The organism is Pseudomonas mendocina (genome assembly GCF_900636545.1).
GTDB lineage: Bacteria > Pseudomonadota > Gammaproteobacteria > Pseudomonadales > Pseudomonadaceae > Aquipseudomonas > Aquipseudomonas mendocina.
In genome coordinates this window covers 2,250,033-2,269,130 of the sequence record NZ_LR134290.1, presented here as the reverse complement: position 1 = coordinate 2,269,130, position 19,098 = coordinate 2,250,033, and the positions used below count along the sequence as shown (strand labels likewise).

Here is a 19,098-nt window from a genome sequence, read left to right as displayed (position 1 = left end):
TCGCGGGTGATTGAACGCACAGTGCACAGGGCGGCCATGCTTATCGGCGTGGCCGCCTTCAACCAATGCCGCATCAGCCTAAGGGCTGTCGCTCGAAAGCCTGGTCGACAAGATCTTGGGGCGATGCAAAACGCCGCCGCATCACAGAAGTGATAAGCACAAAGAATAGAAAGAGGGAAAACTGGAGGTGGACCCTACCAGCCACACCCCGGCACTCGATGTCACCGCTGCGGCTGCTCCCTTCCGGGCCTGACCGGGTTCACGGCTGATCAATGCGAGGGGACCGGCAGGGCCACCATAACGCTGCCCGCCATTGCGACGGGCCGCGCCATTGTAACGACTAAACGCAAACTTACAACTGCTTCAAACACTTAGATACGCCGGACGCTCACCTCAAACCCGGAAACGGCCCACCAGTTGGGCCAAACCATTGGATAGCTCGGACAGGTGCTGGCTGGCCCGCGTGCTCTGCTCGGAAGTCTGCGCCGCTTCATTGGACAGGTCGCGAATATCGCTGATGTTGCGCGCGATCTCTTCGGTGACGCTGCTTTGCTCCTCGCAGGCCGTGGCGATCTGCGCAGCCATGTCGTTGATGCGCTGTACCGAATCACCGGTGACGCTCAACGCCTGATCGACGCCAGCGGCCTGCTCCACGCTCTGCCGGGCCCGGGCGCTGCCCGAGTGCGTAGCCTTGACGGCGTTCTGTACACCAACCTGCAGGCGCTCGATCATTTGCTGAATGTCCTTGGTCGACTCCTGGGTGCGCGCGGCCAACGCCCGCACTTCGTCAGCCACCACGGCGAAACCGCGGCCCTGCTCCCCCGCGCGTGCCGCCTCGATGGCCGCGTTGAGCGCCAGCAGGTTGGTCTGCTCGGCGATGCCCTTGATCACCGCCAGCACCGCGCCGATGTTGGCCGTTTCCTGCTCCAGGGTCTGGATGGTGTCGGAAGCGCTTTCCACTTCCTTCGCCAGTTGCCGAATCGAATTGATGGTCACGCCGACCACCTGCGCACCCTCACGTGATTGCACTTCAGCATGCCGGGCGGCATCAGCGGCGTTCTGGGCATTACGCGCGACTTCATGCACCGCCACGCTCATTTCGGTCGCTGCCGTGCTGACCTGGTCTACCGCGGCATGCTCGCTGCTGATCAGCCGATCATTGGCAGCCGCCATCCCCGCCAGGCTCTTGGCCGAATCAGCCACTTCGCCGGTTACCCGCCCGACCTCCCTGATCAAGGGTTGCAGCTTGTCGAGAAAGCGATTGAAGGCATGGCTGAGCTTGCCCAGTTCATCCTTAGACAAAACGTCCAGGCGTACCCGCAGGTCGCCATCGCCGTCAGCGATCTGCTCGATGCGGTAGAGCAGGCTGTGCAATGGACGGGTCACCAGCAGCGGGAAGCCCACCACCAGCACCACGCACACTAACAAGCCGATGGTAATGATCACGCCCTGCTGCCAGGAGAGTGCTTCACCACGGGCGATGGCCTCGGTGCCAACCGCGTTGGCCGCGTTGTCCTCCAGCTCACCCAGCTTGTCGATGGCGCTTCGCGCCTCCTCGAATTGCGCTTCGCTGTCGGAGAAACTCAGTTGGCTGGCGGCGTTGGGATTAGAGCTGGCCATTTCCAGTACACGCAGCGACGTCGCTTTCCAGCGCTCGTATCCACGATCGAATTCCGCCACCAGGGCCAGCGCCTCGCTGCCTGGCTGCATCGCGGCGAACTTGTGTACGCGGTCATAGGCTTGCTGGAGGTTCTCGGCATGTGAGGCGCGCAGCTCGGCGGCATGCGCTCCGGAGTCCTCATCGAGCAGGCTCCGTTCGGCAACGAAGGCCTGATAAAGATCGCGATCAGCGTTGAGCAGCAGACTGATGGCTGGCAGATGACGATTGGTCAGCGTGGTGCTGGACTCGGCAACCTGGGTGATGCCACGCATGCCCAGCGCCCCCATGGCCACCATCAAGGCGGCCAGCAACAGAATAGGCAGGGCGATCTTCCAGCGAAACCCTAAATCAGCGAATGCGCGCAGCATGATGGCACTCCAGCAATGGGCAGGTTTCAGTAGCTTAGTCGAGCCACGCCAAGTCGCCGTCTGGCTTGCCAGAAACAATGAAAATGCATCGAGCGCTCACCGCTACACGCCGAGCGGCGAGCCACGCCCAGGGCCACGAGCCCCACGGAAGCGGAATACCGATACGTTTTTTAATCGCGTACTGGAACCACAAGGGCCGCTGCGACACTAAGCCCTATCGGAAGTGCCTGCTGCGGCGCTACCGAGGCGTATCTTTTATGCTAGCTTTCCCACGTTTTCGGCCGAGCAGGCCCGCGCCTGCTGCGCCGAACCTCTCACCTGCAAACGGAGTTACATCATGGCAATCACCAAAGACCAACTGATCAGCGACCTGGCCGAGGCCGTATCCCTGCCGAAAGCCACTGTCCGCACCCTGATCGATCAGTTGGGCGAAATTGTCGGCGACGCGCTGGAAAACGATGGTGAGATCACCCTGCCGGGTATCGGCAAACTGAAAGTGAGCGAGCGCCCGGCACGTACTGGCCGTAACCCGCAGACTGGCAAGAGCATCGAAATCGCTGCCAAGAAAGTGGTCAAGCTGGTGCCGGCCAAGGCCCTGACTGACGCGCTGAATTGATTGTTCGCCGGCCCGGAGCGCAATGCCCGGGCCGGCTCTGCTGGCTACTCCACCACCTGCAGTTCGGTAACGATGTAACGGTTACCCTCCTGGCGCGCCTGGAAGCGCACCTTCTCTCCCGCTGAAACTCCTTCCAGCAGTTCCGCTTTCTCAACCTCGAACACCATGGTCATCGGCGGCATGCCGATACTGGCGATGGGGCCGTGACGCAGGGTGATCTTCTGCGCGGCGGCGTCCACCTTGCGCACCTCGCCCTGGCTCAGCGGCGTGGGGTCGGCGGCCTGCAACGGCAGACTGAACAGGGCGGCCAGCGCCGCGATCAGCAATGGCTTTTTCATGCGTGTTTCCTCTCGTAGGTCAGTCGGCCAGCACCCGGATGGTGCCGACCATGCCGGCCTGGTAGTGGCCGGCGATCAGGCAGGCGAAATCGAATTCGCCTGCGCGGTTGAAGGTCCAGATCATCTCGCCGCTCTGCCCCGGCGCAACGTGGGCCATGTAGGGCTCGTCGTGTTCCATGCCGGGAAAACGCAGCATTGCCTCGGCATGTTCATCCAGGGTTTCGCGGGTACCGATGACGAACTCGTGGAGGATCCTGCCGTCGTTGCGGTGGACGAAACGAATGGTCTCGCCCTGCCGGACCTGCAGCCGATCCGGGGTGAAACGCATCTGATCGGTCATGCGGATCTCGATGGTGCGGTCGACCTCACCGGCATCGCCGGCGATGCCCCAGGGCTTCTGCTCCCTGATCGTTGCGGCGGCCTGATGGCGCTCGTGCGTCTCGCTATGGGCCAGCGCTGCCGGGCTGCCGAGCAGCCCGATCAGGGTCAGAACCATTAACTGTGCTGTTTTCATCGGTGAATCCTCGCTTGCTGTGGGGACCGGGCCGCGTGGCAGCCCGCCCCGTCAATGCCCGGCATGACCACCGGGCTTGCGTACCTGCACTTCCACCGGTGCCTCGAGCGGCTGCTTGAGTGGCATAGACTGGCCGCCGCCGCCGTGCGAGCGGCTCGGGTTGGCCAGTGCGCCCTTCCACTCATAGGCCACGGTGCCGGCCGGATGCTTGAACCAGCCCGGGTCGAGGTAGTCGCCAGCGGCCTGCTCCTTGCGCACCTTGAGCATGGTGAACATGCCGCCCATCTCCACCGAGCCGAACGGGCCGTCGCCGGTCATCATCGGCACGGTGTTGTCCGGCAGCGGCATCTGCATCTCCGCCATGTCGGCCATGCCGCGCTCGCCCATCACCATGTAGTCCGGCACCAGTTTGGCGATCTTGCGGGTCATGTCGCGGTGATCGACACCGACCAGGGTCGGCACGTCGTGGCCCATGGCGTTCATGGTGTGGTGGCTCTTGTGGCAGTGCAGCGCCCAGTCGCCCTCCTCGTCGGCGATGAACTCGAGCTGGCGCATCTGCCCCACCGCCACGTCGGCGGTTACTTCCGGCCAGCGCGAACCGACCGGGGTCGGCCCGCCGTCGGTGCCGGTGACCTCGAACTCGTGGCCATGCAGGTGGATCGGGTGGTTGGTCATGGTCAGGTTGCCGACGCGCAGACGCACCCGCTCGCCCTGGCGCGCCACCAGCGGGTCGATGCCGGGGAACACGCGGCTGTTGAAGGTCCACAGGTTGAAGTCGAGCATCTGCATGATCTTCGGCGTGTAAGCGCCCGGCTCGATGTCGTAGGCGCTGAGCAGGAAGCAGTAGTCGCGGTCCACCTCGCTGATCAGCGGATGATGCTCCTTGGGGTGGGTGACCCAGAAACCCATCATGCCCATGGCCATCTGCACCATCTCGTCGGCGTGCGGGTGGTACATGAAGGTGCCGGGGCGGCGGGCGAGGAACTCGTAGACGAAGGTCTTGCCCACCGGAATCGCCGGCTGGGTCAGCCCCGCGACGCCGTCCATGCCGTTGGGCAGACGCTGGCCGTGCCAGTGGATGCTGGTGTGCTCGGGCAGCTTGTTGGTGACGAAGATGCGCACCCGGTCGCCCTCCACCACCTCGATGGTCGGCCCCGGCGACTGACCGTTGTAGCCCCACAGGTGGGCCTTGTAGCCGGGCGCCAGCTCGCGTACCACCGGCTCGGCGACCAGGTGGAACTCCTTGACGCCGTTGTTCATGCGCCACGGCAGGGTCCAGCCGTTGAGGGTGACCACCGGGTTGTAGGGTCGCCCACTGCCCGGCTGCAGCGGCGGTTGGGTGTCGGCGCTGGCCTGCAGCACCGGCTCGGGCAGGGCCGCCATAGCCACCCGGCTGACCGCCGAAGTGGCCACCGCAGCGCCGATGGCGCCGGCCCCGAGAAAGAAATCGCGTCGTGAAACCATCTGGGAAATTCCTTGTTCAGTGGCCGGCGGCGGCCGGCTCGGCAGCAGCGGCAGGCGCCGCGCCGAGCGAGGGATTGGGGGCGCCCAACAGGGCCATGTCGAGGTCGGCGCGCGCCAGCCAGAAGGCGCGCTGCGCCTGCAGGTAGCCATCCACTGCCTGCACCTGGCGGCGCGCATCGGCGAGCAGGTCGAAGGTGCTGATGAACATGCCGTTGTAGCGCAGCAGGTTTTCCTCGGCGATGCGCTGACGTAGCGGCAGCACCTCGGTGCGGTAGTGCTGCGCCAGCTCGAAGGAGTTGCGGTAGGCGTGATAGGCCTCGCGCACCTGCGAGCGCGCGTTGATCGCCGTCTCGGCGGCGCGGTTGAGCGCCTGGCGATACTGCGCCTCGGCGCGCGCCACCTTGGCACCGCTCCAGTCGAACAGCGGCAGCTCAACGCTGATCTCGTAGCCTCGTTGGGTCGGCTCCTCGTTGGAGCGGTTGTTGACCACGCCCAGCTCCAGCACGTTGATGAAACGCGTGGTGCGGGTCAGGCCGAGGTTCTGCGCCAGACGCTCGGCATCCAGGCGCACGGCCTGGATGTCCTGGCGCTGGCTCATGGCCAGGCGCTCCACGTCCGGCAGCTCGTCGGCGCTTTTCGGCAACGTCGGCAGGCGTTCGGGCAGGCGGTAGTCGAGTTGCTCGCCCCACAGGCCGAGCAGCCGGGTCAGCTGCTCGCGGCTGCGCACCCGCGCCTGTTCGGCCTGCAACAGACCGATGCCGGCCTCGGCGTAGAAGTTCTGCTGCTCGGCCTGCTGCAGCCTGCTGAAGTTGCCCACCGCAACCATGCGCCGGGCCAGCTCGGCGCTGGCTTCGGCGGCGTCCAGCACCTGCCGTGCGTAGACCAGGCTCTCCTCGGCGGCGACCGCCTGGTACCAGGCCTTGCGCGTCTCACTGGCCAGGTCGAACACCGCCAGGCTGGTCTGCCGCTGCAGTTGCTCGAAGCGCCGACCTTCCAGGCGCGAGGTCAGCGGCAGGGCGATCAGGCGTGCCAGGTTCAGGTGCAGGCCGCGCTCGTATTCGACCTCGCTGCCCTTTTCCAGACGGCCATAGGAGAAACCGGGATTGGGCAGGCGCCCGGCCTGCACGCGCTCGGCCTCGCCGATGCCCAGCTCGTCGAAGGACGCCTGCAGAGCACGGTTGTTGAGCAGCGCCAGCTGCACCGCGGCGTCCAGGCTCAGGGGTTCGGCCAGCAGCTCGGCGACGCGTGCATCGATCTGGCTGCGCCCGGCCTCGTCGCGGGCCCACAGCAGTTGCTTGTCCAGCTGGCGCTCGGCGCTTTGCTGCACCGGGTCGAAACCGCCGTCCTCGCTGAAACCGGCGCAGCCGGCCAGCAGCAGCGCGGCGCAGAGCAGCACGGCGGGTTTAATGGTGGTCATGGTCACCTCCCTCGACGGGCTCGGGGCCTTGCTCGGCCGGCTGCTCCCAGCCTTCCATGCTGTAGGTGCGCCAGCCGCCGATACGGCCGACCAGATCGTTAGCCGCGCGCCAGTCCTGCAACGGCTCGTCGGCCTGGGCGCGGTAGTCCTGCAGAGGGAAACGGTAATCCTGCGCCGGCACGGCGGCGTTGGCGTCCAGCGGATCGGGCTGGGCCGCCATCAGGATGCCGGGCAGCGCCAGGACGGCGATGCCCAGCAGCCTTCCGGCAAGGGAATGCAAAATCATGATGTGTTCTCGCGTACGGCGGCCAGGCGGCCGCGTGAGCTACAGGCGCCGCAGGACGGCGCTACCTAAGGGGCTCAGGCGAGAGAAGGACGCGGGGGGCGTTCGGGCGTGTCGGCCACGCCGACGATAAGGCGGTCGGGCCAGGCTGTAGCCGGCTCGACGGTTTGCAGGGCAGAGTCATTCAGAAACGGCTGACTGGGCGCGGCGACACCGACGCAGAAGGCGCACAGGGTGCAGAGGCTGCCATCGGCGGGAGCATCGCTGCTGGCCACCGGGGCGGCGTCCTGATGCGCGCCATGTGCGCTGTCGGCCGCCATGTCGTGGTGCATGCCGTGCTCGCCCTGCTGAGTCGAGCTCATCTGCAGAGCGCCGCTGCGATGCACCTGCTCGCACAACTGCATGCCGAGCGCCGCCATGGCCTGTGCCGGCAGGGCCAGCATCAGCATCCAGATCAGGGCGGTACGCAGGGTTTTGCGCATGGGGTCGCGAAGCCAGAGTCAGAGGGCGATGGGGCGGATTATCCGCGCGCTGGCCGCTTTGTCCAGCGCTACAGTGTCAGGTGACCGGCATACAGGCCATAGCCGGCCAGCACGGCGGTCAGCAACACGGCGGCGAAGATCGGCCATTCGTAGCGGGTGAACAGCACCTGCCCCTGCTCGCGCTTGGCCTGGCGAAACAGCAGCGCCCCCGGCGCGTAGAGCAGCGCCGACAGCAGCAGGTACTTGACCCCGCCGGCATACAACAGCCAGATCGCGTAGCCCACCGCCAGCAGGCCGACGGCCAGATCCTTGCGGCGTAGCCCGGCCTGGTCTTCGTAGGTTTCACCGCGCAGCGCTAGCAGCAGCGCATAGACCGCCGACCACAGGTAGGGCACCAGAATCATCGACGACGCGAGGTAGATGAGCGACAGGTAGGTGCCCTGGGAAAACAGGGTGATCAGCAGAAACAGCTGGATCATGCCATTGGTCAACCACAGCGCGTTGACCGGCACCTGGTTGGCGTTCTCCCGACGCAGAAAGGCCGGCATGGTGCCGTCCTTGGCGGAGACGAAGAGGATTTCGGCGCACAGCAGTGCCCAGGACAGCAGCGCACCGAGCAGCGATACCGCCAAGCCGATGCTGATGAACACCGCGCCCCAGCGCCCCACTACATGCTCCAGCACCCCGGCCATCGACGGGTTCTGCAGCGCCGCCAGCTCGGGCTGGCTCATCACACCCAGCGACAAGAGATTGACCAGCATCAAAAGCGCCAGCACGCCGAGAAAGCCGATCACCGTGGCCTTGCCCACATCGCGGCGGCGCTCGGCACGCGACGAGTACACGCTCGCCCCTTCGATGCCGATGAACACGAACACGGTGACCAGCATCATGTTGCGCACCTGCTCCAGCACCCCACCGAATTGCGGGTTGCTGCGCCCCCATATGTCGCGGGTGAAGATATCGCGATCGAAAGCCAGCCCTACGATGATGATGAACAGCACGATCGGCACCAGCTTGGCCACGGTGGTGATCATGTTGATCAGCGCAGCTTCCTTGATGCCGCGTAGCACCAGGACATGCACGCACCACAGCAACACCGATGCGCAGACGATAGCCCGCGGCGTATTGCCCTGGCCAAAAGCCGGGAAGAAGTAACCCAGGGTAGAAAAGAGCAGGACGAAGTAGCCAACATTGCCCAGCCAGGCGCTCATCCAGTAGCCCCAGGCCGAGGAAAAACCCATGTAGTCGCCGAGGCCCGCCTTGGCGTAGACGTACACCCCGCCATCGAGCTGCGGCTTGCGGTTGGCCAGGTTCTGGAACACGAAGGCCAGCGCCAACATGCCCACCGCGGTGATGCCCCAGCCGATCAGCACCGCGCCGACATCGGCCCGCGCGGCGATGTTCTGCGGCAGCGAGAAGATCCCGCCACCGACCATCGAGCCCACCACCAGTGCGGTCAGCGCCCCCAGGCCCAGCTTGCGACTTCCATCCGACATGGCGGCTCCCTCGTACGGTTACCGCCAAACTCTAGTCGAGGCTGGTACAGCTGCCAGGCAGCTCAGCCCAGCATGGTCACATGACGCGGATGGCTGGCCACGCGCTCGAGCCAGGCGCGCACGGCCGGGAAGGCTTCGAGGCTGAAACCGCCCTCATCGGCCACGTGGGTGTAGGCATACAGGGCGATATCGGCGATGGAGTAGTGCTCGCCGACCAGATAGGGCGTGCGTTCGAGCTGTTTCTCCATCACCTTCAGGGCCTTGTAGCCGAGCTTCAGGCAGCGCGCGTGCTCCTCGCGGCGTTCCTCGGGCATGCCCTGATAGAGCTGGATGAAACGCGCCACCGCAACGTAGGGCTCATGGCTGTACTGCTCGAAGAACTGCCACTGCAGCACCTGAGTGCGCAGGCGCGGCTCGCTGGGCAGGAACTCGCTGCCATCGGCGAGGTAGTTGAGAATGGCGTTGGACTCCCACAGGCAGGTGCCGTCGTCCAGTTCCAGCACCGGGATCTTGCCGTTGGGGTTCTTGGCCAGGAAGGCTTCGCTCTGCGTCTCGCCCTTGAGAATGTCGATCGGCACCCACTCGTAGAGTTTACCGAGCAGATGCAGCATCAGCTTGACCTTGTAGCAGTTGCCCGAGCGGTAATCACCGTAGACCTTGAACATCGCGTTGCCCTCCCTATCAATCCTCGCGGCATGCTCGCCGCCAATTGCCCCCGCTTCTGTAGGAACTACTACGCCCGGGAAATTCGCGGCTGAAGCCGCTCCCACAGAAACCAATCAATCACGCACCCTGCGCGTCACGGATAACCGCCGCCAGTCGGCGCAGCCCCTCGCCCAGGCGCTCCGGCGCCACATGACTGAAGTTCAGTCGCAGGTGGCCGGGGTTGGCATCCGGATCGATGAAGAACGGCTCGCCCGGCATGAAGGCAACGTTCTGCGCCAAAGCAGCATCGAGCAGCGTGCGGGTATCGAGCGGCTGCTTGAGGGTCAGCCAGAAGAACAGGCCGCCCTGGGGGATTTCCCACGTTGCCAGATCACCGAAGTGCTCCTGTAGCGCCGCCTGCATGGCGTCGCGGCGAATGCGGTAGAAATCGCGCAGCTCGGCCAGGTGACCGCGGTACTGCTCGCTCCCCAGCCACTGCAGCGCCTGCCATTGGCCGATACGGTTGGTATGCAGATCGGCCGACTGTTTCAGACGCAGCAGATGCGGATACAAGTCCTTGGTGGCAATCAGGTAGCCAACACGCAGCCCCGGCAGCAGCGTCTTGGACACGGTGCCGGTGTAGATCCAACTGGCCTTCTTCAGGCGGCTGACGATGGGGGTGGCGCTGCCGGCGTCGAACACCAGCTCGCGGTATGGCTCATCCTCGATCAGAGTCACGCCGAACTCGTCGAGCAGCGCCGCCACAGCTTCACGCTTGGCTTCGCTGTAACGGGTGCCGGACGGGTTCTGGAAGGTCGGAATCAGGTAGGCGAAAGCCGGCTTGTGGTTTTCCAGACGCTGGCGCAGCGCCGCCAGTTCGGGGCCGTCGGCCTCCTGCGGGACGCTGATGCAATCGGCGCCGAACAGCTGGAAGGCCTGCAGCGCGGCCAGGTAGGTCGGCGCCTCGAGCAATACTTCGGTGCCCGGATCGATGAACAACTTGGAGGCCAGGTCCAACGTCTGCTGCGAACCGCTGACGATCAGCACCTGGCTGGCATCGCAGGGCACACCGAGGGCGCGCGCTTCGGCGGCGATGGCTTCGCGCAGCGCCGGCTCACCCTCGCTCATGCCGTATTGGCCCATGCTCGCCGGCATCTCGGCCCAGTCCACCTTCGGCAGCATCGGTTCGGCCGGCAGACCGCCGGCGAACGACATCACTTCCGGACGTTGCGCCGCGGCAAGAATTTCACGAATCAGGGAGCTTTTCAGGCGGGCGATGCGTTCGGAGAAGGCCATGGGATGTCCTGGGGTGCAAAAGTCATTGGAATTAAGTCAAACTGCTTGACCGAAACTACGATGCCGCACCGAGATACGTCAATATGACTGACCTAAAAAATTTCCCCGAGAAATTTTTAACGTCGCACAGCGACGGCCCACAGGGTGGCCGCCAGGGAAGACAGGCCATAAAGAACAGCGCCATTCAGCAGGAAGCCATGGAAGCCTTCTTCTTCGGCTATCAGGCGTTCACCGCCAAGCCTGACGAGATGCTGGCAAAGCGTGGACTATCACGGGTGCACCACCGCATTCTGTTCTTCATCGCCAAGTATCCGGGCCTGAACATGACCGAGCTGCTCGGCTACCTCGGGGTCAGCAAGCAGGCGCTGAACATGCCGCTGCGTCAGCTGATCGAGATGAATCTGGTGCAGAGCGAAGCGGCCGCAGACGACAAGCGCAAGCGCGTTCTAGGCTTCACGCCCGAGGGCGCCAAGCTGGAGCAGGCCCTGCGCCGCGAGCAGGCGCGGCTGCTGCAGCGGGTATTCACAGAGGTGGGAGATGAAGCCGTGGAAGGCTGGCTAGCGGTAAACCGTGCCCTGGCGCGGGGACGCGCCTAGGAAACGCCGCGGCAGCGCAAGCCACCGCGGCAGAAAGAAATCACGCGGCAGCCTGCCGCTCGCGCAATTCATTCGCGCCGCGGAAGAACACCAGCCCCTGCGCCACGCAAACCGCCAGTGCCGGCACTATAGCCAACGGCAAAAACAGCACACTGGCGAACATCACACCGCTGGCGATGGACAGCCAGGCCATGATCCGCAGAGAGGTGTACGCCAGCCTCACCTTGAGCAAACGAATACCGAACCAGGTTATGCCGAGCCCCATGAGTACCATCAGACCCAGGTAGGCGATGGTCAGCACGCTAAGCGTCTTGAACAGCTGATCCCCAACCATGAAATCCATCACCCCGCTGACCAGGGCCAACGCAACGACGATCCAGACCGGCCAGCTCAACCCCTGCGCAGCAAAACGCTGCTCGATGAAACTCTTGAGGCGGATCAACAAGTAGTTGCCCAATAACATCAGCAGCAGCCCCAGCCAGCGGGTATAGCGCTCGACCTGCCCCACTTCTGCCTGGCCCAGCCAACTGCTGGCGAAAATGACGCCCAGCATAAGCGCGCTGCCCAGCGCCGACATCAGCGCCAACCAGCCAAGCACCTGCAACTGACGCACGCTCCAGCCTGGGAGCTGCCGCACCGGCAGGTCATCGATCAGTTCGACCTGCGGGGCACTGTAGGGATTATCCGGCTGCATGGGGCTTCCTTGTCCGTAAAGAAAGGCCAAGGCTAACCAGAGATCCGACGCTTGCCCAGCCCGACTGTACGGCCCAACCCAGCCATGGCTGTACCGCGACGCCGCTGCGGTGGCGCAATAGGCTTTGCCAGTCCCCGGAGAACGACCATGTCCACCGAACTGCTGCTCGCCTTCATCGCCTTCGCCTTCGTCACCTCGGTGACGCCAGGCCCCAACAACATGATGCTGCTCGCCTCGGGCGTGAACTTCGGTGTACGCCGGAGCATCCCGCACATGCTTGGCATCAGCCTCGGTTTCATGCTGCTGGTGGCCGCCGTAGGCCTGGGCCTTGGCCAGGTGTTCCAGCGCCTGCCGGTGCTGCATGACGTGCTGCGCTATGTCGGTGCTGCCTATCTGCTGTATCTGGCCTGGAAGATCGCCCAGTCCGGCGCGCCGCAAAGCCGTGGGAATCCCGAGGCCAAGCCATTTACCTTCCTTCAGGCCGCGGCGTTTCAGTGGGTCAACCCCAAGGCGTGGATCATGGCAATCGGCGCCATTACAACCTATACACCGCAGGATGGTTTTTTCAGCAACGTACTACTGATCGCGGCCCTGTTCGCGCTCGTCAACTGCCCCAGCGTGGGTCTGTGGACCGTCGCCGGCAGTATGCTGCGCAAGTGGCTGGACAACCCGCGCGCACTGCGCGCATTCAACATCAGCATGGCGCTGCTGCTGGTCGCCTCGCTCTATCCCATCATCGTCGACACTGGAATGTTCTGATGCAAGACGCCGCCCCTACCCGCCTGCGACCACTGGCGGACACCTCCACCTCGGCCGTGGTCGCTGGCTTCATCGCCATGCTCACCGGCTATACCAGTTCCCTGGTGCTGATGTTCCAGGCCGGCCAGGCTGCCGGCCTCACCGCCGGGCAGATTTCCTCGTGGATCTGGGCGCTTTCGATCGGCATGGCGTTGTGCTGCATCGTGCTCTCGCTGCGCTATCGCGCGCCGGTGATGATCGCCTGGTCCACCCCTGGCGCAGCGCTGCTGATCACCAGCCTGCCGCAGGTGTCCTATGGCGAGGCGATTGGCGCCTACATCCTGGCCTCGGGCCTGATCGTGCTGATCGGCCTGACCGGCACCTTCGACCGCCTGATGCGCCGCATCCCTGGCTCCATCGCCGCCGCCCTTCTGGCCGGCGTGCTGTTCAAGATCGGCCTGGAAATCTGCGTGGCTGCCGAGCAGCAACCCATCCTGGTGGTGGCCATGCTGCTCGCCTACCTGCTGGGCAAGCGCCTGTGGCCACGTTACTCGGTGCTCTCCGCGCTGATCGTCGGCAGCGTGCTGGCTGGTGTCTTCGGCTTGCTGGATTTCACAGGTTTCCAGTTGCAACTGGCCACGCCTGAGTGGACGACGCCGAGCTTCTCCCTGGGCGCCGCCATCAGTATCGGCATCCCGCTGTTCATCGTCGCCATGGCCTCGCAGAACCTGCCAGGCATGGCTGTCCTGCGCGCCAATGGCTATGACGTGCCAGCCTCACCGCTGCTGACCAGCACCGGCCTGGTGTCGATTCTGATGGCACCGTTCGGCAGCCACGGGATTCACATGGCCGCCATCAGCGCCGCCATCTGCGCCGGCCCGGAAGCCCATGAAGATCCGCGCAAGCGCTACACCGCGGCGGTCTGGTGCGGGGCGTTCTATGCCATTGCCGGCATCTTCGGCGCCACCCTGGCCTCGCTGTTCGCCGCGCTGCCGGCGGCGTTGATCCTGTCCATCGCCGCGCTGGCACTGTTCGCCTCGATCATCGGCGGCCTGACCCAGGCCATGAGCGAGCCCAACGAGCGCGAAGCGGCGCTGATCACCTTCCTGGTCACCGCCTCAGGCATGACCCTCGCCGGCGTCGGCTCGGCGTTCTGGGGCATCGTCGCCGGCCTGCTGACCCTGGCCGTGCTGAACTGGGGCAAGCGCTAGACTCTCTATAGCCCGGATGCAATCCGGGAGCACTCTGCCAGGCCGCCCCGGATTGCATCCGGCTACGGACTCGGTCGAAGTGAGAGGGGCTTTAGCCGCGACTATCGCAGGCAAAGCCCCTCCCATCTTTAACGCTACGCCTTTTCCCCTTGCACCACCGGCTCGGCCAGCTCGACGCCGTGTACACGGTTAACCCACAGCCCGAACAGCGCAGCGGTGACGAACATGATCAGGCTGTAGATGGCTGCGGGAATGGCCATGGTCGGGTTGTTCAGCAGCGCCGGGCTGAGCGCCAGGGCGATGGCCAGGGTGCCGTTGTGGATGCCGATTTCCATGGCGATGGCAATCGCCTGGCGCAGGTTGAGCTTGAGCAGGCGTGGCACGCAGTAACCCACCGCCATGCTCAGCAGGTTGAAGGCCAGCGCCGCACCACCCACCGAAGGCGCGTAGTCCAAGAACGTACGCCAGTCCTTGGCCACCGCCAGCAGGATGATCAACAGCAGGAACAGCGCCGAGACGATCTTCACCGGTTTCTGCATGCGCTCGGCGAAGCCGGGGAAACGACTGCGCAGCCACATGCCGATGGCCACCGGCCCCAGGACGATGACGAACACCTGCACCACCTTGGCGAACTGCAGCGGAATGGCCTGGTCGGCGGACATGAAGTAAGCCAGCGACAGGTTGACGATCAGCGGCATGGTCAGAATCGCAATGACCGAATTGACCGCAGTGAGGGTGATGTTCAGCGCTACGTCACCATGAGCCAGATGGCTGTAGAGGTTGGCTGTGGTACCGCCTGGCGAGGCCGCCAGCAGCATCAGACCGACGGCCAGTGCCGGTGCCAGGCCGAACAGCTTGGCCAGGAAGAAGCACGCCAGCGGCAACAACAGCAGCTGGCAAGCCAGGCCGATCAACACCGGCTTGGGGAATTTGGCCACGCGGGCGAAGTCGGCCAGGCTCAAGGACAGGCCAAGCCCGAGCATGATGATGCCCAGCGCAGCGGGAAGGAAAAACGTCAGCAAGGGATCGGCGGTCATTATTGTTATCGCTCCAGTTGAACCTGGCAGGATTTTGCGCAGTCAGGGCCACTGCTGACAGTGGCCTTGCGAGCCAACCTTAGCCTGCGTGCAGACTACCGGGCTAGAGCGATCAGATTGCCGTAGCGCCACCATCGACCGCCAGTGCATGGCCGGTGGTGAACGCGGCATGGTCGCAGCACAGGTAGAGCACCGCGGCCGCAATTTCCTCGACCTTGCCGATGCGCCCGACCGGGTGCATGGCGGCGGCGAACTCGGCCTTCTTCGGATCGGCTTCATAGGCGCGGCGGAACATATCGGTGTCGATCACCGCCGGGCACACCGCGTTGACGCGGATTTTCTTCTTCGCGTATTCCACCGCTGCGGATTTGGTAAGGCCGATGACCGCATGCTTGGAAGCGGCATAGATGCTCATCTTTGGCGCGGCGCCAAGACCGGCCACCGATGCGGTATTGACGATGGCACCACCGCCCTGGGCCAGTAGCAGCGGGATCTGGTGCTTCATGCACAACCACACGCCCTTGACGTTGACACCCATGATCGCGTCGAACTCAGCCTCGTTGCCATCGGCCAGCTTGCCCTGCTCGATCTCGATGCCGGCGTTGTTGAAGGCATAATCCAGGCGACCGTACTGCGCCACCGTGGCGTCCACCAGCGCCTTGACCTCGGCGTCGCGGGTCACGTCACAGCGCACGAAGCAGGCCTCGCCACCGGCCGCGTGAATCAACTCGACGGTGCCCTCGCCGCCAGCCACATCCACGTCGGAAACCACCACCTTCAGCCCTTCGGCAGCGAAGGCCTGGGCCGTGGCACGGCCAATGCCGGCGGCACCGCCGGTGACCAGGGCGACCTGGCCGGAGAACGTCATGCTCATGTCTGCTTCCTCGCAGCGATTCTTGTTGAATTAGCGAGGAGTCTAGCCAGCAAGCCAGACGGCGAGCAGCACTATCAGGCTCTGGAGTGGTGGGTCATGCAGGGCGCTGATGGCGACGCCACCAGCGCGGTGCCGCGATCAGCGGGTAGCCCGGATTGTAATCCGGGACAGATCGGACAGCATGCCAGAACGCCCCGGATTTCATCCGGGCTACAGGGCTCAGGCGCGCAGTTCGGCAACCACCGCCGCCAGCGCCTGCGCCGGATCGGCGACCTGACTGATCGGGCGACCGATCACCAGGTAATCGGAGCCGGCCTCCAGCGCCTGACGCGGGGTGAGAATGCGCTTCTGGTCATCGGCACAGCTGCCGGCGGGACGGATACCTGGGGTCACCAGTTGCAGGCGCGGCTGCGCGACCTTCAATGCCTGCGCTTCCTGCGCCGAGCAGACCAGACCGTCGAGCCCAGCCTCGGCGGCCAGACCGGCCAGGCGCAGTACCTGCTCCTGCGGCGGCACGTCCAGGCCGATACCGGCCAGGTCCTGCTGTTCCATGCTGGTCAGCACCGTCACGCCGATCAACAGCGGCTTGGCGCCAGCCAGCTTGTCCAGTTCATTGCGGCAGGCCGCCATCATGCGCAGGCCACCGGAACAGTGCACGTTGACCATCCACACGCCCAGCTCCGCCGCGGCCTTGACCGCCATCGCCGTGGTGTTGGGAATGTCGTGGAATTTCAGATCGAGGAACAGCTCGAAGCCCTTGGCCTGCAGCGCTTCTACCACCTGCGGCCCACTGCGGGTGAACAGCTCCTTGCCGACCTTGACCCGGCACAGCGCCGGATCGAGCTGATCGGCCAGGGCCAGAGCGGCATCACGGCTGGGAAAGTCGAGGGCGACGATGATCGGAGTTTGGCAGGCGGGCATGGGCGGGTCTCGAACAGGATAAAAACGCCGCGCATTGTAGCGCAAAGCTCACCGCCACTGGTCGCGACTGAAGCCAGACGCCAGGCGGGGCTTTGGCCCGGATGCAATCCGTGGCCGTGACTTTGACACGAAGGTATCGCGGCTGAAGCCGCTCCTAAGGGGCAGTGAATATTTGTAGGAGCGGCTGAGCGGCACATTCGCTTCAGCCGCGAAAACCTTAGGCCAGCCAAACGGTCAGGCGATCAAACGCTCACGCAGGCGCCCGAGCATGCCCATCAGGCTGCCCACCTTTTCCTGTTCACGCTCGTCACGCGGCACCTCGGCCAGGCGGCTGACCAGCTGCTGAGGCTGCGTGCGCCAGATCAGCGCCTGCTCGGCAGCAGCCTTGAGGCCCTTTTCGAACAGTCCGCGGCGAATCGGCTTGGGCAGATAACGAAATATCTGCGCCTCGTTGACCAGCCGCAGCAGCGCCTGGGTGTCCTGAAAAGGCGTGACCACCAGGCTGAGCAGGCGTGGGTGCGCCTGCGCCAGGGTCTTGAGCAGCGGCGCGGTGTCTTCGCCAGCCAGCTTGAGATCGCTGACCAGAATGTCCACTGTCTCGTTGTTGAGCATTAACATGGCCTCGGCCAGGTTGCGCGCACGTAGCAGGTTGTGGCCGCCCGCCACGCAGAACTCGCCGACGACGCCGAGCGTGCCCGGCTCATCGTCAAGCAACAACAGCGTCAGCGGCGCGCTCAGTTTCTCGCTGGCAACAGCCTGCAAGGGCTGCGTTTGGCGCACGGCCAGTTCAGCCGCCTGGCGCAGGGTGAACGCCATTTCCTGCTGGTCCCACGGTTTGGTCAGGTAGCGGAAGATACCGCCGTTGTTCACGGCGTCCACCGCTGCGTCCAGGTCGGAATAACCGGTGAGCAGGATGCGCAAGGTATTCGGCACAATCTCCCGCGCCTCGGCCAGCAACTGCGCCCCACTCATCTGCGGCATGCGCTGGTCGCTGACCAGCACGTCGACATGTTCCTCACGCAGGCGCTGTAGCGCACGCAGCGGGTCACTTTCGGTCAGCACCTCGTAATGGCGGCGAAACTGCAGGGCGAGACTGCGCAGAATGCGCTCCTCGTCGTCGACGAACATGATGCGAACGGGTGCGGACATCAGGCGCTCCTTTTCATGGCGACGGTAGCGGGCAATGGCAGGCTAATGAGGAAACGCGTGCCTCGTCCCGGCTCGGAGGCGACGCGGATCTGGCCGCCGTGGTCCTGGACGATCTTGTAGCTGATGGACAAGCCGAGGCCGGTGCCCTGGCCGACCGGTTTGGTGGTGAAGAAGGGATCGAATATCTTCGCCATGACCTCGGGCGGCATGCCCCGACCGTTGTCCTGTAGCGAGACGTGGATGCCCTGGGCATCGGCCCAGCTGCGGATCTGGATGCGCCCCATGCCATCGATGGCCTGGGCGGCGTTGGTCAGCAGGTTGAGCAGCACCTGGTTGATCTGCGATGGCGCGCAGGCGATACGCGGCAGCTCGCCCAGTTGCTGCACCACTTCGGCCTTGTCCTTGATGTGATTGCGGGCGATCAGCAGCGCGCTGCGGATGCAGTCGTTGAGATCGACCTCCTCGCTCATGGCGCGGTCGAGACGAGCAAAATCCTTGAGGCCAATTACCAGTTCGGCAATCTGCTCCAGCCCGTAGAGGGTGTCGCCATACAGCTGCTTCAGGTCCTCGGCGAGCAGCTCCGGTGCGGCCTGTTGGCGAGCCTGTTCGGCAGCGTGTAGCGCCTGGCTCAGACTTGCCTCGTCGCAGTCGGGGTCGTTCAGGCACTGGCCCAGGCGCGCCTGTGCGGCGGCGAGTTCGAACAGTGGCTCACTCAATTCACGCAGCAGCTGCACGTTGTTTTTCACGTAGCCCAGCGGCGTGTTCAACTCGTGGGCGACGCCGGCGACCATCTGCCCGAGCGACGCCATCTTCTCCGATTGCAGCAACTGCACCTGGGACTCCTTGAGATCCACCAGCGCCTGGCGCAGTACGCGGTTGCGCTGGGCGACCCTCGCCTCCATGGCCTTGAGCAGGTCCAACACCGTGCCCAGGCCACAGTACTCGCCCTGAGCGTCGATCAGGATGAAGTCCTCGGTGATCGGGTACTGCAACTGCGCGGTGACCTGTTTTGCAGCCTCCTCCAGACCGGCTTCCAGGCTGACGATCAGCGGCGCTTCATTCATCACCTCGCCAACCGGGTGACGGCCACGCAGATCGCGCCCGAAGCGCTGCATGAAAATATCCTGCAGCGTGGCGCGACTGACCAGGCCGAGCGGCCGATTGTACTCATCGACCACCGGCAGGGAGAGAAACGCACGGTGTTCGGCCGCCAGGAACAGATCGGCAACCTCATTGATACTCATCGACGCTGCGAGCGGCGTGACGACTCGCATCAGCGATTGCAGCGCTCTGGCATGG

The 19,098-nt window shown here is 64.6% G+C and carries 20 protein-coding genes and 1 other RNA gene; 4 read left to right on the top strand and 17 right to left on the bottom strand.

Annotated elements, in window-relative coordinates:
* Positions 1 to 192 precede the first annotated feature (192 nt).
* Positions 193 to 289, bottom strand: an RNA gene (gene ffs, locus EL191_RS10410) — signal recognition particle sRNA small type.
* A 104-nt stretch (positions 290 to 393) separates the two neighbouring features.
* A complete protein-coding gene (locus EL191_RS10405; RefSeq protein ID WP_041978649.1) occupies positions 394 to 2,028 on the bottom strand; it encodes a methyl-accepting chemotaxis protein in 1,635 nt (544 codons plus the stop codon).
* Between the two features lie 337 nt (positions 2,029 to 2,365).
* On the opposite strand from EL191_RS10405, the gene EL191_RS10400 reads away from it, so the two are divergent.
* The gene (locus EL191_RS10400; protein ID WP_013715180.1) at positions 2,366 to 2,644 is read left to right on the top strand and encodes an HU family DNA-binding protein; all 279 of its coding nucleotides are present in this window, start codon (positions 2,366 to 2,368) and stop codon (positions 2,642 to 2,644) included.
* Positions 2,645 to 2,688: 44 nt separating this feature from the next.
* On the opposite strand, the gene EL191_RS10395 is transcribed toward EL191_RS10400, so the two are convergent.
* From EL191_RS10395 to EL191_RS10355, 9 genes are all read right to left on the bottom strand, one after another.
* Complete coding sequence (locus tag EL191_RS10395; protein WP_017363925.1) at positions 2,689 to 2,982, bottom strand: copper-binding protein; 294 nt, start codon at positions 2,980 to 2,982, stop codon at positions 2,689 to 2,691.
* A gap of 19 nt (positions 2,983 to 3,001) precedes the next feature.
* Positions 3,002 to 3,496 (bottom strand): cupredoxin domain-containing protein, encoded by a 495-nt coding sequence (locus tag EL191_RS10390; RefSeq protein ID WP_041978647.1) that lies wholly within the window; start codon positions 3,494 to 3,496, stop codon positions 3,002 to 3,004.
* Between the two features lie 51 nt (positions 3,497 to 3,547).
* Positions 3,548 to 4,960 (bottom strand): multicopper oxidase family protein, encoded by a 1,413-nt coding sequence (locus EL191_RS10385; protein WP_041978645.1) that lies wholly within the window; start codon positions 4,958 to 4,960, stop codon positions 3,548 to 3,550.
* 16 nt (positions 4,961 to 4,976) lie between these two features.
* Positions 4,977 to 6,377: a TolC family protein gene (locus EL191_RS10380; RefSeq protein WP_041978643.1), complete on the bottom strand. Its 1,401-nt coding sequence runs from the start codon at positions 6,375 to 6,377 to the stop codon at positions 4,977 to 4,979.
* Entirely contained in the window at positions 6,364 to 6,663 is a 300-nt protein-coding gene (locus tag EL191_RS10375; protein ID WP_041978641.1) for a hypothetical protein, read from the bottom strand. Before EL191_RS10375 ends, EL191_RS10380 begins: the two co-directional genes overlap by 14 nt.
* A 74-nt stretch (positions 6,664 to 6,737) precedes the next feature.
* Positions 6,738 to 7,142 (bottom strand): hypothetical protein, encoded by a 405-nt coding sequence (locus EL191_RS10370; RefSeq protein WP_041978639.1) that lies wholly within the window; start codon positions 7,140 to 7,142, stop codon positions 6,738 to 6,740.
* A 68-nt stretch (positions 7,143 to 7,210) separates the two neighbouring features.
* Positions 7,211 to 8,638: an arginine-ornithine antiporter gene (gene arcD / locus EL191_RS10365; RefSeq protein ID WP_041978637.1), complete on the bottom strand. Its 1,428-nt coding sequence runs from the start codon at positions 8,636 to 8,638 to the stop codon at positions 7,211 to 7,213.
* 62 nt (positions 8,639 to 8,700) lie between these two features.
* The gene (locus EL191_RS10360) at positions 8,701 to 9,303 is read right to left on the bottom strand and encodes a glutathione S-transferase family protein (protein ID WP_041978634.1); all 603 of its coding nucleotides are present in this window, start codon (positions 9,301 to 9,303) and stop codon (positions 8,701 to 8,703) included.
* 118 nt (positions 9,304 to 9,421) lie between these two features.
* On the bottom strand, positions 9,422 to 10,579 hold the full coding sequence (locus tag EL191_RS10355) for an aminotransferase-like domain-containing protein (protein ID WP_041978631.1): 1,158 nt from the start codon (positions 10,577 to 10,579) through the stop codon (positions 9,422 to 9,424).
* Positions 10,580 to 10,662: 83 nt separating this feature from the next.
* Here EL191_RS10355 and EL191_RS10350 point away from each other — a divergent pair, with 83 nt between their 5' ends.
* Complete coding sequence (locus EL191_RS10350) at positions 10,663 to 11,175, top strand: MarR family winged helix-turn-helix transcriptional regulator (RefSeq protein WP_080764272.1); 513 nt, start codon at positions 10,663 to 10,665, stop codon at positions 11,173 to 11,175.
* A gap of 40 nt (positions 11,176 to 11,215) precedes the next feature.
* Here the strand turns inward: EL191_RS10350 and EL191_RS10345 are convergent, their stop codons facing one another.
* Positions 11,216 to 11,869, bottom strand: a complete 654-nt coding sequence (locus EL191_RS10345) for a hypothetical protein (protein ID WP_041978629.1) — start codon at positions 11,867 to 11,869, stop codon at positions 11,216 to 11,218.
* 147 nt (positions 11,870 to 12,016) lie between these two features.
* Here EL191_RS10345 and EL191_RS10340 point away from each other — a divergent pair, with 147 nt between their 5' ends.
* Positions 12,017 to 12,628 (top strand): LysE family translocator, encoded by a 612-nt coding sequence (locus EL191_RS10340; RefSeq protein WP_041978627.1) that lies wholly within the window; start codon positions 12,017 to 12,019, stop codon positions 12,626 to 12,628.
* Positions 12,628 to 13,818 (top strand): benzoate/H(+) symporter BenE family transporter, encoded by a 1,191-nt coding sequence (locus tag EL191_RS10335; RefSeq protein ID WP_013715167.1) that lies wholly within the window; start codon positions 12,628 to 12,630, stop codon positions 13,816 to 13,818. The genes EL191_RS10340 and EL191_RS10335 overlap by 1 nt, the downstream gene beginning before the upstream one ends.
* A 134-nt stretch (positions 13,819 to 13,952) precedes the next feature.
* Here EL191_RS10335 and EL191_RS10330 read toward each other — a convergent pair whose 3' ends face one another.
* The 5 genes from EL191_RS10330 to EL191_RS10310 form a co-directional block, all read right to left on the bottom strand.
* Positions 13,953 to 14,855 carry a bile acid:sodium symporter family protein gene (locus tag EL191_RS10330; protein ID WP_041978624.1) on the bottom strand — a complete coding sequence of 301 codons (903 nt, stop codon included), beginning with the start codon at positions 14,853 to 14,855 and terminating at the stop codon, positions 13,953 to 13,955.
* Between the two features lie 112 nt (positions 14,856 to 14,967).
* Positions 14,968 to 15,729: an SDR family oxidoreductase gene (locus EL191_RS10325; protein ID WP_041978621.1), complete on the bottom strand. Its 762-nt coding sequence runs from the start codon at positions 15,727 to 15,729 to the stop codon at positions 14,968 to 14,970.
* 219 nt (positions 15,730 to 15,948) lie between these two features.
* Positions 15,949 to 16,650, bottom strand: coding sequence for an orotidine-5'-phosphate decarboxylase (pyrF, locus tag EL191_RS10320; protein WP_041978620.1), 702 nt, complete (start codon positions 16,648 to 16,650; stop codon positions 15,949 to 15,951).
* Between the two features lie 234 nt (positions 16,651 to 16,884).
* Complete coding sequence (locus EL191_RS10315) at positions 16,885 to 17,802, bottom strand: response regulator (protein WP_115291768.1); 918 nt, start codon at positions 17,800 to 17,802, stop codon at positions 16,885 to 16,887.
* A complete protein-coding gene (locus tag EL191_RS10310; protein WP_174447358.1) occupies positions 17,799 to 19,043 on the bottom strand; it encodes a sensor histidine kinase in 1,245 nt (414 codons plus the stop codon). Before EL191_RS10310 ends, EL191_RS10315 begins: the two co-directional genes overlap by 4 nt.
* Between the last annotated feature and the right edge of the window lie 55 nt (positions 19,044 to 19,098).

Excerpts from the sequence above, each read along its gene's own strand:
- EL191_RS10330 (WP_041978624.1), bottom strand. The coding sequence starts at position 14,855 with ATGACCGCCGATCCCTTGCTGACGTTTTTCCTTCCCGCTGCGCTGGGC.
- EL191_RS10350 (WP_080764272.1), top strand. The coding sequence starts at position 10,663 with ATGACTGACCTAAAAAATTTCCCCGAGAAATTTTTAACGTCGCACAGC.
- EL191_RS10370 (WP_041978639.1), bottom strand. The coding sequence starts at position 7,142 with ATGCGCAAAACCCTGCGTACCGCCCTGATCTGGATGCTGATGCTGGCC.
- EL191_RS10345 (WP_041978629.1), bottom strand. The coding sequence starts at position 11,869 with ATGCAGCCGGATAATCCCTACAGTGCCCCGCAGGTCGAACTGATCGAT.
- EL191_RS10380 (WP_041978643.1), bottom strand. The coding sequence starts at position 6,377 with ATGACCACCATTAAACCCGCCGTGCTGCTCTGCGCCGCGCTGCTGCTG.
- EL191_RS10385 (WP_041978645.1), bottom strand. The coding sequence starts at position 4,960 with ATGGTTTCACGACGCGATTTCTTTCTCGGGGCCGGCGCCATCGGCGCT.
- EL191_RS10395 (WP_017363925.1), bottom strand. The coding sequence starts at position 2,982 with ATGAAAAAGCCATTGCTGATCGCGGCGCTGGCCGCCCTGTTCAGTCTG.
- EL191_RS10355 (WP_041978631.1), bottom strand. The coding sequence starts at position 10,579 with ATGGCCTTCTCCGAACGCATCGCCCGCCTGAAAAGCTCCCTGATTCGT.
- EL191_RS10360 (WP_041978634.1), bottom strand. The coding sequence starts at position 9,303 with ATGTTCAAGGTCTACGGTGATTACCGCTCGGGCAACTGCTACAAGGTC.
- EL191_RS10400 (WP_013715180.1), top strand. The coding sequence starts at position 2,366 with ATGGCAATCACCAAAGACCAACTGATCAGCGACCTGGCCGAGGCCGTA.
- EL191_RS10405 (WP_041978649.1), bottom strand. The coding sequence starts at position 2,028 with ATGCTGCGCGCATTCGCTGATTTAGGGTTTCGCTGGAAGATCGCCCTG.
- EL191_RS10375 (WP_041978641.1), bottom strand. The coding sequence starts at position 6,663 with ATGATTTTGCATTCCCTTGCCGGAAGGCTGCTGGGCATCGCCGTCCTG.
- EL191_RS10335 (WP_013715167.1), top strand. The coding sequence starts at position 12,628 with ATGCAAGACGCCGCCCCTACCCGCCTGCGACCACTGGCGGACACCTCC.
- pyrF (WP_041978620.1), bottom strand. The coding sequence starts at position 16,650 with ATGCCCGCCTGCCAAACTCCGATCATCGTCGCCCTCGACTTTCCCAGC.
- EL191_RS10310 (WP_174447358.1), bottom strand. The coding sequence starts at position 19,043 with ATGAGTATCAATGAGGTTGCCGATCTGTTCCTGGCGGCCGAACACCGT.
- EL191_RS10390 (WP_041978647.1), bottom strand. The coding sequence starts at position 3,496 with ATGAAAACAGCACAGTTAATGGTTCTGACCCTGATCGGGCTGCTCGGC.
- EL191_RS10325 (WP_041978621.1), bottom strand. The coding sequence starts at position 15,729 with ATGAGCATGACGTTCTCCGGCCAGGTCGCCCTGGTCACCGGCGGTGCC.
- EL191_RS10340 (WP_041978627.1), top strand. The coding sequence starts at position 12,017 with ATGTCCACCGAACTGCTGCTCGCCTTCATCGCCTTCGCCTTCGTCACC.
- arcD (WP_041978637.1), bottom strand. The coding sequence starts at position 8,638 with ATGTCGGATGGAAGTCGCAAGCTGGGCCTGGGGGCGCTGACCGCACTG.